The sequence below is a fragment of the Rothia santali genome, from assembly GCF_024199905.1.
Lineage (GTDB): Bacteria > Actinomycetota > Actinomycetes > Actinomycetales > Micrococcaceae > Rothia > Rothia santali.
This window is the reverse complement of sequence record NZ_JANAFB010000018.1, coordinates 1-13,158: the sequence shown is the minus strand read 5'-3', so window position 1 is coordinate 13,158 and position 13,158 is coordinate 1. Positions and strand designations below refer to the sequence as shown.

General features: G+C 76.5%; 12 protein-coding genes and 3 pseudogenes. 10 read left to right on the top strand and 5 right to left on the bottom strand.

Annotated features, from left to right (window positions below):
* The first annotated feature begins 37 nt into the window (after positions 1-37).
* Positions 38-1,375, top strand: coding sequence for a glutamate-1-semialdehyde 2,1-aminomutase (gene hemL, locus NBM05_RS08635; protein ID WP_254166566.1), 1,338 nt, complete (start codon positions 38-40; stop codon positions 1,373-1,375).
* 79 nt (positions 1,376-1,454) lie between these two features.
* Here the strand turns inward: hemL and NBM05_RS08630 are convergent, their stop codons facing one another.
* On the bottom strand, positions 1,455-2,162 hold the full coding sequence (locus NBM05_RS08630) for a 3'-5' exonuclease (RefSeq protein ID WP_254166565.1): 708 nt from the start codon (positions 2,160-2,162) through the stop codon (positions 1,455-1,457).
* An 89-nt stretch (positions 2,163-2,251) separates the two neighbouring features.
* Between NBM05_RS08630 and NBM05_RS08625 the strand changes: the two genes are divergently transcribed.
* The 6 genes and pseudogenes from NBM05_RS08625 to NBM05_RS08605 all read left to right on the top strand — a co-directional run bounded on the left by NBM05_RS08625 (position 2,252) and on the right by NBM05_RS08605 (position 8,744).
* The gene (locus NBM05_RS08625; RefSeq protein WP_254166564.1) at positions 2,252-3,640 is read left to right on the top strand and encodes a UvrD-helicase domain-containing protein; all 1,389 of its coding nucleotides are present in this window, start codon (positions 2,252-2,254) and stop codon (positions 3,638-3,640) included.
* Between the two features lie 265 nt (positions 3,641-3,905).
* Complete coding sequence (locus tag NBM05_RS08620; RefSeq protein WP_254166563.1) at positions 3,906-4,253, top strand: hypothetical protein; 348 nt, start codon at positions 3,906-3,908, stop codon at positions 4,251-4,253.
* A gap of 148 nt (positions 4,254-4,401) precedes the next feature.
* Positions 4,402-4,641: a hypothetical protein gene (locus tag NBM05_RS08615; RefSeq protein WP_254166562.1), complete on the top strand. Its 240-nt coding sequence runs from the start codon at positions 4,402-4,404 to the stop codon at positions 4,639-4,641.
* Positions 4,551-5,132: pseudogene (locus tag NBM05_RS15900) on the top strand (PD-(D/E)XK nuclease family protein); the annotation flags it as partial. The gene NBM05_RS08615 and the pseudogene NBM05_RS15900, both read left to right, overlap by 91 nt.
* A 202-nt stretch (positions 5,133-5,334) precedes the next feature.
* Entirely contained in the window at positions 5,335-5,613 is a 279-nt protein-coding gene (locus NBM05_RS15665; RefSeq protein WP_254166561.1) for a hypothetical protein, read from the top strand.
* Positions 5,610-8,744: an ATP-dependent helicase gene (locus tag NBM05_RS08605; RefSeq protein WP_444965570.1), complete on the top strand. Its 3,135-nt coding sequence runs from the start codon at positions 5,610-5,612 to the stop codon at positions 8,742-8,744. Before NBM05_RS15665 ends, NBM05_RS08605 begins: the two co-directional genes overlap by 4 nt.
* On the opposite strand, the pseudogene NBM05_RS08600 reads toward NBM05_RS08605, so the two are convergent.
* The 3 genes and pseudogenes from NBM05_RS08600 to NBM05_RS08590 all read right to left on the bottom strand — a co-directional run.
* A pseudogene (locus tag NBM05_RS08600) lies at positions 8,677-9,180 on the bottom strand (SDR family NAD(P)-dependent oxidoreductase); the annotation flags it as partial. The gene NBM05_RS08605 and the pseudogene NBM05_RS08600 overlap by 68 nt on opposite strands.
* A 38-nt stretch (positions 9,181-9,218) precedes the next feature.
* Positions 9,219-9,311 carry a hypothetical protein gene (locus tag NBM05_RS08595; protein ID WP_254166622.1) on the bottom strand — a complete coding sequence of 31 codons (93 nt, stop codon included), beginning with the start codon at positions 9,309-9,311 and terminating at the stop codon, positions 9,219-9,221.
* A 105-nt stretch (positions 9,312-9,416) separates the two neighbouring features.
* A complete protein-coding gene (locus tag NBM05_RS08590) occupies positions 9,417-10,202 on the bottom strand; it encodes a MoaF C-terminal domain-containing protein (RefSeq protein ID WP_254166557.1) in 786 nt (261 codons plus the stop codon).
* A 319-nt stretch (positions 10,203-10,521) separates the two neighbouring features.
* On the opposite strand from NBM05_RS08590, the gene NBM05_RS08585 reads away from it, so the two are divergent.
* The 3 genes from NBM05_RS08585 to NBM05_RS08575 all read left to right on the top strand — a co-directional run bounded on the left by NBM05_RS08585 (position 10,522) and on the right by NBM05_RS08575 (position 12,874).
* A complete protein-coding gene (locus tag NBM05_RS08585; protein ID WP_254166555.1) occupies positions 10,522-11,010 on the top strand; it encodes a hypothetical protein in 489 nt (162 codons plus the stop codon).
* 4 nt (positions 11,011-11,014) lie between these two features.
* On the top strand, positions 11,015-12,112 hold the full coding sequence (locus NBM05_RS08580; RefSeq protein WP_254166553.1) for a GNAT family N-acetyltransferase: 1,098 nt from the start codon (positions 11,015-11,017) through the stop codon (positions 12,110-12,112).
* A 162-nt stretch (positions 12,113-12,274) separates the two neighbouring features.
* Complete coding sequence (locus NBM05_RS08575) at positions 12,275-12,874, top strand: hypothetical protein (protein WP_254166551.1); 600 nt, start codon at positions 12,275-12,277, stop codon at positions 12,872-12,874.
* Here the strand turns inward: NBM05_RS08575 and NBM05_RS08570 are convergent.
* Positions 12,805-13,158, bottom strand: a pseudogene (locus NBM05_RS08570) (hypothetical protein); the annotation flags it as partial. The gene NBM05_RS08575 and the pseudogene NBM05_RS08570 overlap by 70 nt on opposite strands.

Below are 13,158 nucleotides of genomic sequence, written 5' to 3'. Positions count from 1 at the left end.
GCACACACCGGACCACACAGACCATGAGGAGCACACCGTGACCGTTTCCCAGGACCTCTTCGACCGTTCCCGCCGGGTGATCCCCGGCGGCGTCAACTCGCCCGTCCGGGCGTTCAACTCGGTGGGCGGGACCCCGCCCTTCCTGGTCGAGGCGGACGGGCCCTACGTGACCGACGCCGACGGCTTCGAGTACGTGGACCTCGTCTGCTCGTGGGGCCCGGCGCTGCTGGGGCACCGCTACGAGCCGGTCATCGAGGCCGTGCACGCCGCCGTCGAGCGCGGGCTCTCCTTCGGCGCCTCGACGCCGGGGGAGACCGAGCTCGCCGAGCTCGTGGTGGACCGGCTCAACGCGGTCGCCACGGACGGCCCGGTCATCGACCAGCTGCGCCTGGTCTCGACCGGCACCGAGGCGACCATGACCTCGATCCGCCTGGCCCGCGGCTTCACCGGCCGGGACCTCATCATCAAGTTCGCCGGCTGCTACCACGGGCACGTCGACTCCCTGCTCTCCGAGGCGGGCTCCGGCGTCGCGACCCTGGCCCTGCCCGGCTCGGCCGGCGTCACCGAGGCCACGGCGGCCCAGACGATCGTGCTGCCCTACAACGACCTCGCCGCCGTCCGCGAGGCCTTCGCCCTGAACGAGGGCCGGATCGCCGCCGTGATCACCGAGTCCGCGCCCTGCAACATGGGCGTGGTGACCCCCGACGCCGACTTCAACCGCGGCCTGCGCGAGATCACCGCCGCGCACGGCGCCCTGCTGATCGTGGACGAGGTCCTGACCGGATTCCGCTCCTCCTCGGCCGGGTACTGGGGCCTGACCTCTCCCGAGCAGGGCGGCTGGGCGCCGGACATCTTCACCTTCGGCAAGGTCATCGGCGGCGGCATGCCCATCGCCGCGCTCGGCGGGCGCCGCGAGGTCATGGAGCACCTCGCGCCCACCGGCCCGGTCTACCAGGCCGGCACGCTGTCCGGGAACCCGCTCTCGGTGGCCGCGGGCCTGACGACGCTGCGCCACGCGGGACCCGAGGTCTACGAGACGATCGACGCCCGCTCGCTGCAGCTGCAGCGCGAGCTGACCTCGGCCCTGGACGCCGAGGGCGTGGACCACTCGATCCAGACCGCGGGCAACATCTTCTCGCTCGCCTTCGGGACCGGGCGGACCGGGGTGCGCGGCTACGCCGACATCAAGGCCTCGGAGTCCTTCCGCTACCGGCCGTTCTTCCACTCGATGCTCTCCTCGGGCGTCTACCTCGCGCCCTCGCCCTACGAGGCGTGGTTCCTCTCCGCGGCGCACGACGACGCCGCGATGGACCGCATCGTCTCGGCCCTGCCCGCGGCGGCCCAGGCGGCCGCGGAGGCGACCCCGGGGGAGTAGCGACCGGGACGAGACCGGCCCCCTGACCTCCGCGGGTCAGGGGGCCGGTCTCGTCCGGGGCGGCTCAGGACCGGGCCGCTCAGGACCGGACCGGCCACTCGCCGTTGATGGTGGCCTGCTTCCCGATCTTGTCGAAGTACCGCTGCAGGTCCGCCGCCTGCTCCTTGGCCCACTCGACCTGGCGCCGGTGCAGCCCGCCCGAGTCCATGGCCAGCTGCGGGAACTTGGCCGTCATCGCGGTGGCCAGGCGCTCGGTGGCCAGGCAGTCGGCCGCGGAGGTGTGCGCGTTCTCCAGCTCGACGCCGTACTCCTCGCTCAGCACGCCCAGCGTCCGCTTGCCGCGGTGGTACTTGTCCACCTGCTTGTTCAGCACGAGCGGGTCCAGGACCGGGTACGGGGTCAGCGGGGGCATCTCGTGGCGCTTGAGCTCGCGGTCCAGCACCGTGAAGTCGTAGGAGGCGTTGAAGGCGAAGACGGGCACGCCGTCGGCGAAGAGGCCGCCCAGCGCCGAGGCCAGCTCGTAGGCCACCTGCTTGACCGGGGCGCCCTCGGCCTGGGCCCGCTCGGTGCTCACCCCGTGCACGGCCGTGGCCTCCTCGGGGATGGGGACGCCCGGGTCGGCCAGCCACTCGCCGTGCCGCAGCACCTCGCCGTCGGGCGCGACCAGGATCAGCGAGGCGGTCACGATGCGCGCCGTCAGCGGGTTGGGGCCCGTGGTCTCCAGGTCGAAGGTCGCGCGGGGGAGCTCGGTCCAGGGCCGCGACTCGGCGGCCGGGTTACTCGTCATGGCATCCACCGTACCGCGCCGCGTGCGGCGGCGTCGCGCTCGCCGACCCGGGTGCCTATTCTGTCAGTCGGCTGTGGTGAGATGGTCCCATGACCGTCCCGAGCACCCGCCCCGCCCCGCCGCGCGCCACCGCCCGCCTCGTGCTGGGGGCGCCGGGGACGGGCAAGACCTCCGGCCTGGTCCGCCGCGCCCTGGAGCACGTGGGCGAGGGGCGCCCGGCCGGGGAGATCCTGATGCTCGCGCCCTCCCGCCTCGCCGCGGACCGGCTGCGCGAGGGCTTCTCCGCGGCCCTCAGCGCCACGATCTCGACGCCGCCGGCCCGCGCCTGGCACTCCTACGCCTTCGACGTCCTGCGCCGCGCCCATTCCGCCTCGCTGCTGCCGGGGCTGCGCTTCGAGCCGCGGCTGCTCGCGGGCCCGGAGCAGGACGTGCTGATCGGGGAGATGCTCGAGGCCCACGCCGCGGGGCTGGGCTCCGTCCCGGACTGGCCGCAGGACCTCGCCGAGGCCCTGGGCACGCGCAGCTTCCGCCGCGAGATCCGCGAGTTCCTGGACCGCTGCGCGGAGTTCGACCTCGGCGCCGGGGAGGTCCGCGAGCTGGGCGAGCGGGCCGGCCGCCCGGAGTGGGTCGCTGCCGCGGACTTCCGGGTCGAGTACGAGCAGCTGCGCCGCCTGCGGATGCCCCAGGCCTACGACCCCTCGGCCCTGATCCACGAGGCCGCCGACTTCCTGGAGGCGACCCCCGGCTTCGTCGCCGAGGAGCACGAGCGGCTGCGGCTGATCCTCGTCGACGACGCCCAGGAGGCGACGCCGGCCGTCCTGCGCCTGCTCGCGGCCCTCCTGCCCGCGGGGTCGGCCGACCCTCCCGAGCTGGTCGTGACGGCCTGCACCGACACCGTGGTCCAGGGCTTCCGCGGCGCCCGCCCGGAGCAGCTGAGCGACCTCGGCGCGGCCCTGGGGGCCTACCCTCGCGTCGAGTCGGAGGCGCTGACGGTCCAGCACCGCCTCCCGCCGGCCCTGGGCGAGGCGTTCGGCCGCGTGGCGGAGCGGATCCCGGTGGTCGCGCGCCCGGCACGAGCGGCGCCCCGCCCCGGACCCGGCGGCCGCGGCGCGCGCGGGGGACCTGGAGGTCGCGCTCGTCGCCTCGGGCCAGCAGGAGCTGCGGCTGATCTCCGAGCGCATCCTGCAGGAGCACGTGCGCGGTGGCCGCCCGCTCGCGGACATGGCCGTCATCGTGCGCGACGGCGCCTCGCTGTCCCGCATCAAGCGGCACCTCGAGTCGGACGGCATCGCAGTCTCCATCCCCGTCGCGGAGACACCGCTGCGGGAGGAGCCGGCGGTGCGGCCGTTCCTGGACGCCCTGTGGATCGCGGCCGACGCCGGCCGGGGCGGGCGGCGCGGCGAGCCCGGGCGGGCGGCGGCGCGGACATCGAGCGCGCCCTGTCCCTGCTGACCTCCCGCCTCGGCGAGCAGGCCTGAGCCGGGTGCGCCGCCTGCGGCAGAGCCTGCGCGCCGCCGAGCTGCGCTCCGGCGGCCGGCGCGGCAGCGACGAGCTGATCCTCGCCGCCCTGGCCCCGGACCCGGCCGGGCCGGCGCGGAGCACCGGGCGGCGTCGGGCCCGGGGACCGAGCCTGCGCCGCGTGCGCCGCGTCCTGACCGCGGGGGCCGCCGCGCTGGAGGAGCCCGGCGCCACGGCCGAGTCGGTGCTCTGGGCGCTGTGGGAGGCCAGCGGGCTGGCCGTGGAGTGGGGAGGCTCTCGGCGTCCGGCGGCGCGGCCGGGGAGCGGGCGGACCGGGACCTGGACGCGATGGTCGAGCTGTTCGGCGCCGCGGAGCGCTACGTCGAGCAGCAGCCCGGCGCCGGGGCGCGAGTTCCTCGAGTACCTGGACAGCCAGGACCTGCCCATGGACACCCTGGCCCCGCAGCCACCGCGCGGCCCTCGGTGGCGCTGGCCACCCCGGCGTCGGCGGCCGGGCGGGAGTGGGGATGGGTCCACGTGGCGGCGGTCCAGCAGGGCACCTGGCCCAACACGACGCTGCGCGGCGGGCTGCTGGCCACCACGGAGCTGAGCGACGTCGTGACGCTGGGCTGAGCGGGCGGCGGCGGCGACCCACCGCACGCCTGCGCGAGACCCGGTACGACGAGCTGCGCACCTTCGCCACGGCCGTCTCGCGGGCGCGGGAGAAGCTGGTGGTCAGCGCCGTGTCCAACGCGGAGAGGAGCCCAGCGAGTTCCTCGACGTGCTCGCCCCGCAGCAGCTCGACGGCGCGGGCCTCACCGAGGTGCGCCGGCCCATGACCCTGCGCGGGCTGGTCGCCGAGCTGCGGCTCGCGGCGCAGGATTCAGCCCGCCCGAGCGCGCGCGGGCGGCAGCGCGCAGCCTGGCCCGGATGGCCGCGGAAGGGGCGGACGACGCCGCCGGCGCGCGCCCCGGCCCGTGCCCGGCGCCGCCCCGCCGACTGGTGGGGCCTGGCGCCCTGACGGACGGCGCGCGGTCCTGTCCGCGGAGGCCGGTCCCGTCCGCCCTCGCGGCTGGAGACGATCAGCCGCTCGCCGCTGGACTGGTTCGTCGCGGCCTCGGGCGGGAGGCGGCGACCGACCTGTCCCGGTCCGTGGGCACCCTCATCCACGAGATCGCCCAGGACATGCCGGAGGCGGCGGGGCACGAGCTGCTGGCCGAGCTGGAGCGGCGCTTCGGCCGGCTGGGCCTCCCGGCGACCTGGAGACCGAGCAGACCTACGAGCGCGCGCGGACCATGCTGCGGAAGTTCGCGGCGTACGCGCGGTCGACGTCCGGCAGGCGCTGGGGCGGCGGCTGGTCGGCGTCGAGGGCGCCTTCAGCGTGCTGGTCCCAGGGCCCGCGCGGCGGCGCTGACGGGGCGGGTGGACCGGCTGGAGGTCGACGCGCTCGGCCGCTACGTGGTCATCGACCTCAAGACCGGTAAGAGCGCGCCGACCAAGGCGGAGGTCGCGCGGCACCCGCAGCTGGCGGCCTACCAGGTCGCGCTCGCGGCCGGGGCCGGGCCGCGATGGCGGAGGACGCGGCGGCGGGGCGCCGGCGCCCGAGGACGCGGCACCGGGGGACGCGGCGGCCGGGACCCCGACCGCCCCGCCGCCCGGGCACGGGGCCGCGGAGACCCACGCCGCCACCCCACCCGGCGCCCCGCCGGAGCCGGTGGAGCTCGACGGCGCCCGCCTCACCGAGCTCTCCGGCGGCGCCGCCCTGGTCCAGCTCGGCACCTCCGTCAAGAACTACTCCGCCCAGGGCCAGCCGCCCCTGGGGGAGGAGGACGGCTGGGCGGTGGAGCTCGTCCAGCGCTGCGCCGAGCTCATCGCCCACGAGCGGTTCCAGGCGCGGCACGACGCCGGCCGCTCCGGCGGCTACGGCCTGCCCTGCCGGCTCCCCGACATCTGTCCCATCTGCGCCCGAGGAAGGCAGGTCACGCAGCCGTGAGCACCGCAGAGACCCGAGGCCAGCGGCCCCCCGAGGCACCCGAGCGCGAGCCCGGGCCCGACGCCGTCGACGCCCCCGAGCCCGACGCCGCGGCCGCCCGCGCGCCGCGGATCAGCCCGGAGGAGATCGCCCGCGCCCTGGGCCGCCCGCTGCCCACCGCCGAGCAGTCGGCGATCATCAGCGCGGACCTGAGCCCGCGCCTGGTCGTGGCCGGGGCGGGCTCCGGCAAGACCGCGACCATGGTGGACCGCGTGGTCTGGCTGGTGGTCAACGGGATGGTCCGCCCCGAGGAGGTCCTCGGGGTGACGTTCACGACCAAGGCCGCCGGCGAGCTGCGCCACCGCATGAGCGCACGCCTCGCCCAGCTGGCCGAGGCCGGCCTCTACTCGGCCGGGTCGGACGCGGACGAGCCGGTGCTCGACCCCACGGTCAGCACCTACCACTCCTACGCCAAGTCCCTCGTGGCGGAGTACGGCCTGCGCATCGGCATCGAGCGTGACGTCACCCAGCTGGGCCAGGCCCAGTGCTACCAGCTGGCCGCGCAGATCGTGGAGAACTGGGACGGCGAGGTCCCCGAGCGGATGCCCGCGGCCTCGACGCTGGTCGGGGCCGTGCTCCAGCTCGCCGGCGAGTGCGCCGAGCACCTGCGGGAGCCGGGCGAGGTCCACGCCGCCTGCGCCGAGCTCGCCGGGCGCCTGCGGGCCCTGCCCAACGAGCACCCCAAGAAGCTGAAGAAGGAGGAGCGGGCGCGCAACGAGGCCCTGCCCCGCCTGGAGACCAAGATGCTGGTCGCGCAGCTGACCGAGCGCTACCAGCGCGTCAAGAAGGCGATGCAGGTCATGGACTTCGGGGACCTCCTGGCCGACGCCGCGACCCTCGCCCGCACCGTGCCCACGGTGGGCCGGGAGCAGCGCCAGCTCTACCGCGTCGTGCTGCTGGACGAGTTCCAGGACACCTCGCACGCGCAGATGGTGCTGTTCTCCGAGCTGTTCGGCGGCGGGCACAGCGTCATGGCCGTGGGCGACCCCAAGCAGTCGATCTACGGCTTCCGCGGGGCCTCGGAGGGTCAGCTCTTCGACTTCTACCGGTACTTCCCCAGCCCGGACCCCCGGCCGGGGTACCTCACGGTGGCCTGGCGGAACGGCAGCCGCATCCTCGCCGCGGCGAACCTGGTCGCGCACCCGCTCTCCGAGCCGCTGCCGTGGGCCCGCTCGGAGCGGGCGATCGAGGTCCCGGACCTGGTCGAGCGCCCCGAGCCGGAGGACGGCCGGGTGCTGGTGGGCACCTGGGCGACGGAGACCGAGGAGGCCGAGGCGCTGGTCGAGCGGATCCGGCGCGGCCGCCAGGACCGCGACGCCGCGGGCGAGGAGCCCGCGAGCGCGGCCGTGCTCTGCCGGGCCCGCCGCCAGCTGGAGACGGTCCGCCTCGAGTGCGAGCGCGTCGGGGTGCCCTACGAGCTCGTGGGCCTCGGCGGGCTGCTGGAGTCCCCCGAGGTGCTCGACGTCGTCGCGACCCTGCGGGTGCTCTCGGACCCCTCGCGCTCGGACGCGCTCATGCGGCTGCTGGCCGGGGCGCGCTGGCGCATCGGCCCGCGGGACCTCATGGCGCTCAACGACTGGGCCGGCTTCCTGGCCCGCCGGCGCCGGCAGAGCATCGCCTCGGGGATGGCCGAGGACCTCGAGACCCCGGAGGGCGAGGCGCCGGGCGAGGCCGGCCGCGGTGGGGACGGCCCGGACGCGGGCCCGGGCGACGCCGTCCCGGACCGGGGCGCCGACGCCGCGCCCGACGCCGCCCGCCGCCTCGAGGAGCTCCTGCGCTCCGGCGGGGGCGAGGCGAGCGAGGGCTCGAGCCTGGTCGAGGCCCTCGAGACCCTGCCCCGCCCGGGCTGGGTCTCGGCCAAGGGGCGCGGTCTGAGCGAGGAGGCGCGGGGTCGCCTGGAGCGGCTGGCCGCCGAGCTCGAGGAGCTGCGCGGCTACCTGGGCGAGGACCTGACCTCGCTGCTGTACCACGTCGAGCGGGTGACCCTGCTCGACGTCGAGCTCGCCTCCAAGCCCGGCCGGGACGTGCACACCGCCCGCGCCCACCTCGACGCCTTCTACCAGGCGGCCGCGGAGTACTGCGCGAGCGCGCCCCGGGTCGCGGCGAGCCTCGACGTCGGCGCCTCGACCGGCTTCGCGGAGGCCGGGGAGGGGGCGCCGGCGGGCCTGGTCATCCCGGAGGTGCGCGAGCACCGCTACACGGTGACCTCCTCGGCGACCGGCGTCACCGCGTTCCTCGCCTGGCTCGAGGCGGCCCTGGCCGAGGAGGGCGGCCTGGCCGCGCCCGCCGCGCCCGGCGGCGGCGGGGCCGTGCAGCTGCTCACCGTCCACGGCTCCAAGGGCCTGGAGTGGGACGAGGTGTACCTGCACGGGATGAACGCCGGCACCTTCCCCACGGACCAGCGCGACGAGTGGCTCAAGCAGCCCGGCGCCCTGCCCTGGCCGCTGCGGGGCGACGCCGCGCACCTGCCGGCCTGGGACACCGAGGTCGGCAGCACCGGGGAGCTGCAGGAGCGCTGGGCCGAGTTCACGGAGCACAACGACCTGCGCACCGTCGCCGAGGAGCGCCGCCTGGCCTACGTGGCGCTGACCCGCGCCAAGAGCCGCCTGATGCTGGGCGGCAGCCGCTGGATCGGGGCCTCGGCCCGCCCGCGGGAGGGCTCCCTGTTCGTCCGGGAGATCCTGGACGGCGCCGCGGCCTGGGGCCTGCCGGTCGAGACCGTGCACGAGGAGCCAGCCCCGCCGGAGGGCGCCGAGAACCCGCAGGCCGGCACCGTGCTCGCGGCGCTCTGGCCCTTCGACCCGCTGACCCGCCCGCACGTGAGCGAGTGGGCGGAGGAGGAGCCCCTGGACGCCCTGGCCTTCGAGCCCGACGCCGGCCGCGCGGCCCTCGACCCCGGGCCGGTGCTCAGCCGCCGCGGCCGGCGCCCGCTCAGCCGAAGGCGAGCGTGGGCAGGTCCACGATGTGCGCCCCGCCGTCGACCACGAGCGTCGCCCCGTGGACGTAGGCGGCGTCCGGGCCGAGGAGGAAGGCCACGGTGCCCGCGACGTCGTCGGGCTCGGCGGGGCGCCGCAGCGGCACGTCGCGGGTGACCCGGGCGTACGCCTCCTCGACGTCCCCGGCCCCGCCCTCCCGGACCAGCAGCGCCATCTCCTCGTCGGCCATCGGGGTGCGCACCCAGCCGGGGCAGACGGCGTTGGCGCGCACGCCCCGGTGGCCGTAGTCGCGGGCCACGGAGCGCATCAGCCCGATCACCGCGTGCTTGCCGACCGTGTACCCGGCGGTCTCCGGCCCGGCGCGCAGGCCGGCCAGGGAGGAGACGAAGACGATCGAGCCCCCGCCCGCCGCGAGCGCGGGCAGCACGGCCCGGGCGGTCGCGAAGGCCGTGGTGAGGTTCCCGTCGATGCTCGCGCGCCAGGCGGCGTCGTCGGTCTCCCCCACCGTGGCGAAGCCGTGGCCCCCGGCGTTGGCGACGACGCGGTCCAGCCGGCCGTGCTCGGCCACGACGGCCTCGACCAGGGCCGCCATCCCCGCCCCGTCCGCGACGTCGGCGGCGCGGGCCCCGATCAGCCCGTGCCCGGCGGCCCCCCGGCCCAGGGCTCGCGCCGGCGGCCCACGACGACGACGCGGTCGCCCTCCTCGGCGAGCCGGCGGGCGATGGCCGCACCGATCCCGGTGCCGCCGCCGGTGACCAGCGCGACGCCGGGGTGCGGCGGCGCCCGCCGCCCGGGGCGGGGTGGGCTCCTGCGCCTCGCCCACGCCCGTCACGCCTCGGTCCGGTTGAGGATCTCGGCGCGGGCGCCGGCGGGGAAGTTGACGGTCCGGGCGGCGTCGAACCCCTCGTTGCCGAAGATCTTGCCGTCCGTGCGCATCTCCCGGAGGTCGATGAGCAGCAGGCCGAGGGTGGGCACGATCTTCTCGCGCCACACGAACAGCATGAGGTCCTCGCGGAGGGCGACGGCGGCGTAGGCGTCGGTGTCCGCCAGGCCGGCCTCGACGCCGCCGATGCAGTGCCAGGTGTACAGCCCGGGCGTGAGGTAGATGTGCTCGTAGGACTCGTTCGGGGAGTAGGTGTAGCGATTGCGCAGGCCTACGAGCCGGTCCGTGGGCGCGTGGAGCGGGGCACCGGCGTCGCCCGCGCCCTCGATGCGGCCGTGGCGGACCCGGGTGGTCACCGCGGTCGGCTCCCGCCCCTGCTGGACGCGCGTCCACGCCGACTCGCGGCGCTCCTCCTCGGCCGGGAGCCGCCCCTCGACGACCGTGACCAGGCCCTGCTCGAGGTCGAGGACGAAGCTGGTGGACACGTCCTCGGCCGTGACGCCGTCCACGAGGGCGACCCCCTCCCGGACGGAGGTCACCCGGACGGCGACCTCCTCGGCCCCGTCCCAGCTCGCGGCGCCGGAGCCGACCGCGAGCTCGATCGCCGGACCGTCCTCGAAGACCAGGCGGTGGCGGGTGCCGTCGAGGGTCTGCACGGGGGTGAGGATGTTGGCGTCCGGGGCGAATCCTTCGCCCAGGGCCCCGACGGAGATGAATGCGGCGTCGTTCATGGCGTGCCTCTCGGATCGGCGGTCGGTGGCCGGGGCGCCGCGGCCGAGCCCGTCGGCCGCCGCGCCCCGTTGCCGGCCATCGTATGACGCCGGTCACCCCGGTGGCCTAGGATCGGTGTGCACGCCGGTTGGTCGCCTGAGCAGAGGACGACGCCGAGGGGCCCCGAAGGCCGGCCCGGCGTGACACCCGCCCCAGTGCCGTGGCTCCGGCGATGACGCCCCCGCGTCACATCCGGGAACCGCCCGGGGCCGCGTGATGGAGTGGAATCCCGCCCGACGACGCCGCACGGCCCGCCGCACCGACCCCGAGGAGGCCCCCATGACCACCGCACCGACCCGACCCGAGGCGGATCGGGCGCGTCCGCGCCGGATCGACGGCCGCGAGGCCGCCGAGCGACTGGCGCTCCTGGCCGCCGTCGTCTCGGCGATCCTCACGCTCGGGATCGCCGCGGTCCACGTCGAGGGGTGGCTCGCGTTGCCGCCCGCCGCCTCGGCGGTCGCCCTGGTGCTCGGGGTGGGCGCGGCCTCGCGGCAGGCCACTCGGCGCTCCCGGACCCGGCAGGGCCTGACCGCCGACGACGCCGCCCGGCCCGGGCCGCTGGCGTGGGCGGTCGCGGTGACGGCGATCCAGTACGCGCTGGCCGGGGCCTTTCTGCTCGAGTCCCGGCAGCCGCACACCGGCGGGAGCGTCGCGCTCGTCCTCGGCGTCGCGCTGCTGACCGCGGCCGGATGCTCCACGGTGCGGCTCGCGCGGTGGCCCCGGCGTCGTCGTCGGCCTGCGGAGGGACCGCCCCTCGGCATAGGGTAGGAGCATGATCACCGAGGATCTGCGCGAGCTCGTCGAGGCCGTCACCGACGAGGCCCGCCGCTGCGACAGCGGCGACCACACCGTGGCCGCGGCGCTGCTGACGGCCGGTGGCGAGGTCGTGCGCGGGCTGAACACCCACCACTACCTGGGCGGGCCGTGCGCCGAGATGGTCGCCCTGTCCAACCACGCCGCGCGCTTCCCGGAGGACCCGGTGCGGGCCGTGGTGGCGATCCACGGGCCCACCGGCCAGGTGATCGCGCCGTGCGGGATGTGCCGGCAGATCCTGTTCGAGCTGGACCCGGGCATCGAGTGCGTCGTGCCCACGGTGCGCGGCCTGGAGGCCCACCGGGTCGGCGAGCTGCTGCCCCTCCCGTACGACCGGCTCGCCCTGTCCCGCCCGACGCCGCCGGCGGGGTCCGGCACCCGGGCAGGTGTGGCGTCGTCGGCGGGGAGCGCCGGATCGGCCTTCGGGACTGCGCCGTCCGGGGCCGCGTCGCCCGGGCCCGCGTCGCCCGGCACCATGCCGCCCGGGCCCGCGGCGTCCGGGTCCGTGTCGTCCGGGTCCGCGTCGTCCGGAACCTCGGGGTCCGGCACAGTGCCGTCCGGGGCCGCCCGGAGCACCGCGGCATCCCTGGTCCGCGCGGGCGACCGCGCCTTCACGGTCGAGCAGGCGCGCTCCGAGCACGTCCCCGAGATCGTGGAGCTCCTGCACGACGACGTCCTCGGCCGCGAGCGCGAGCGCGCCGACGTCGGGACCTACCTCGCCGCATTCGAGGAGATCGACGGCGACCCGCACCACTTCCTCGCCGTCGTCCTGGACGAGGAGGGGCGGCTCGCGGGGACCATGCAGCTGACGATCCTCCCCGGCCTCTCCCGCGGCGGTGCGCGGCGGCTGCAGATCGAGGCGGTGCGGATCGCGGCCGGCGAGCGCGGCTCCGGGCTGGGCACCGCGATGCTCGCGTGGGCCGAGGACTACGGGCGCTCCCGCGGCGCGGTGCTGGCGCAGCTGACCTCGGACGGCTCGCGGGCGGACGCCCACCGCTTCTACGAGCGGCTGGGGTACGCGGCGTCGCACTCGGGGTTCAAGAAGCCGCTGGGGTGAGGGGCTGCGCGGCGAGGTGGTACTCGCCGCGGGGCTGAGCGCGTGCACCGCGTCATCGGGCCGTCACCGAGTGGGTCGACGCCGTTCCCGCATGTCAGGCTGGAATCTCCGAACCCGCCCCGGGTGGAGGCCCGCCGACGCCGAAGGAGCCGCGCCATCGCCATGAGAACAGTGTCCTCCGTGGGACTCGAGCGCAGTGGCCGGGTGCTCCTGCTCGCCGTGACGGCCCTCGCGCTCCTTGTCGTGGGAGGGCTCGCGTGGGTCTCGGGGCCCGGCTCCGGGGCGTTCCCCCTCTTGATCCTCGTCGGCGTCGTCACGATGGTGCCGACGGCGAGCGCCCTGGCCCTGCGCGCCGAGGTCCTCCGGAACGAGGCCGGCGATGTCGAGCTCCGCCTGCGCCCCCTCGTCCGCAAGCGCCTGCCCGCCGAGTCGATCCTCTCCGTGGAGCCCACCGACCGCTGGACCTTCGCCCCCGGATACGGCTACAAGTTCCTCCAGGACGGCGCCCGCGGGCTGGTCACGGGCGGGCCGACCGTCACGATCGTCACCGCCGAGCGGACCTGGGTGGTCACGGCGGAGGACCAAGACGCCGTCGTCGCCGCCCTGGTCGCACCGCGTTCGAGAACCCCCGGAGGACGCCGCGCGCGACGAGGTCTGACGCCCGAGGCCAGGGCTCCCCGCGACGCCCCGCGTCAGGGTCCCTCATCTTCCCTCGGCCGCGCGCCCCGCCGCCCCACCAGCCGCTCCAGGCTCCAGTCGTAGCGCTCGGTCCACACCGCGGCGTGGATCCACGTCTCCGCGGCGGCCACGCCGGGAAGCCCCCGGAGCCCGCGCACGACCTCGGTGTACTCCGCGATGTCCCGCACCGCGACGGTCGCCACCAGCGAGTGCCGCCCGATCGTCCGGGCCAGGAAGCGCAGTGGCCGGGTGCTCCTGCTCGCCGTCGGCACCATCGTGACGACGCCGACGAGGATCAAGAGGGGGAACGCCCCGGAGCCGGGCCCCGAGACCCACGCGAGCCCTCCCACGACAAGGAGCGCGAGGGC

Bases quoted from the DNA above. Each gene is read 5' to 3' on its own strand.
- NBM05_RS08630 (WP_254166565.1), bottom strand. From the start codon at position 2,162: ATGACGAGTAACCCGGCCGCCGAGTCGCGGCCCTGGACCGAGCTCCCC.
- NBM05_RS08625 (WP_254166564.1), top strand. From the start codon at position 2,252: ATGACCGTCCCGAGCACCCGCCCCGCCCCGCCGCGCGCCACCGCCCGC.
- NBM05_RS08590 (WP_254166557.1), bottom strand. From the start codon at position 10,202: ATGAACGACGCCGCATTCATCTCCGTCGGGGCCCTGGGCGAAGGATTC.
- NBM05_RS08585 (WP_254166555.1), top strand. From the start codon at position 10,522: ATGACCACCGCACCGACCCGACCCGAGGCGGATCGGGCGCGTCCGCGC.
- NBM05_RS08580 (WP_254166553.1), top strand. From the start codon at position 11,015: ATGATCACCGAGGATCTGCGCGAGCTCGTCGAGGCCGTCACCGACGAG.
- NBM05_RS08575 (WP_254166551.1), top strand. From the start codon at position 12,275: ATGAGAACAGTGTCCTCCGTGGGACTCGAGCGCAGTGGCCGGGTGCTC.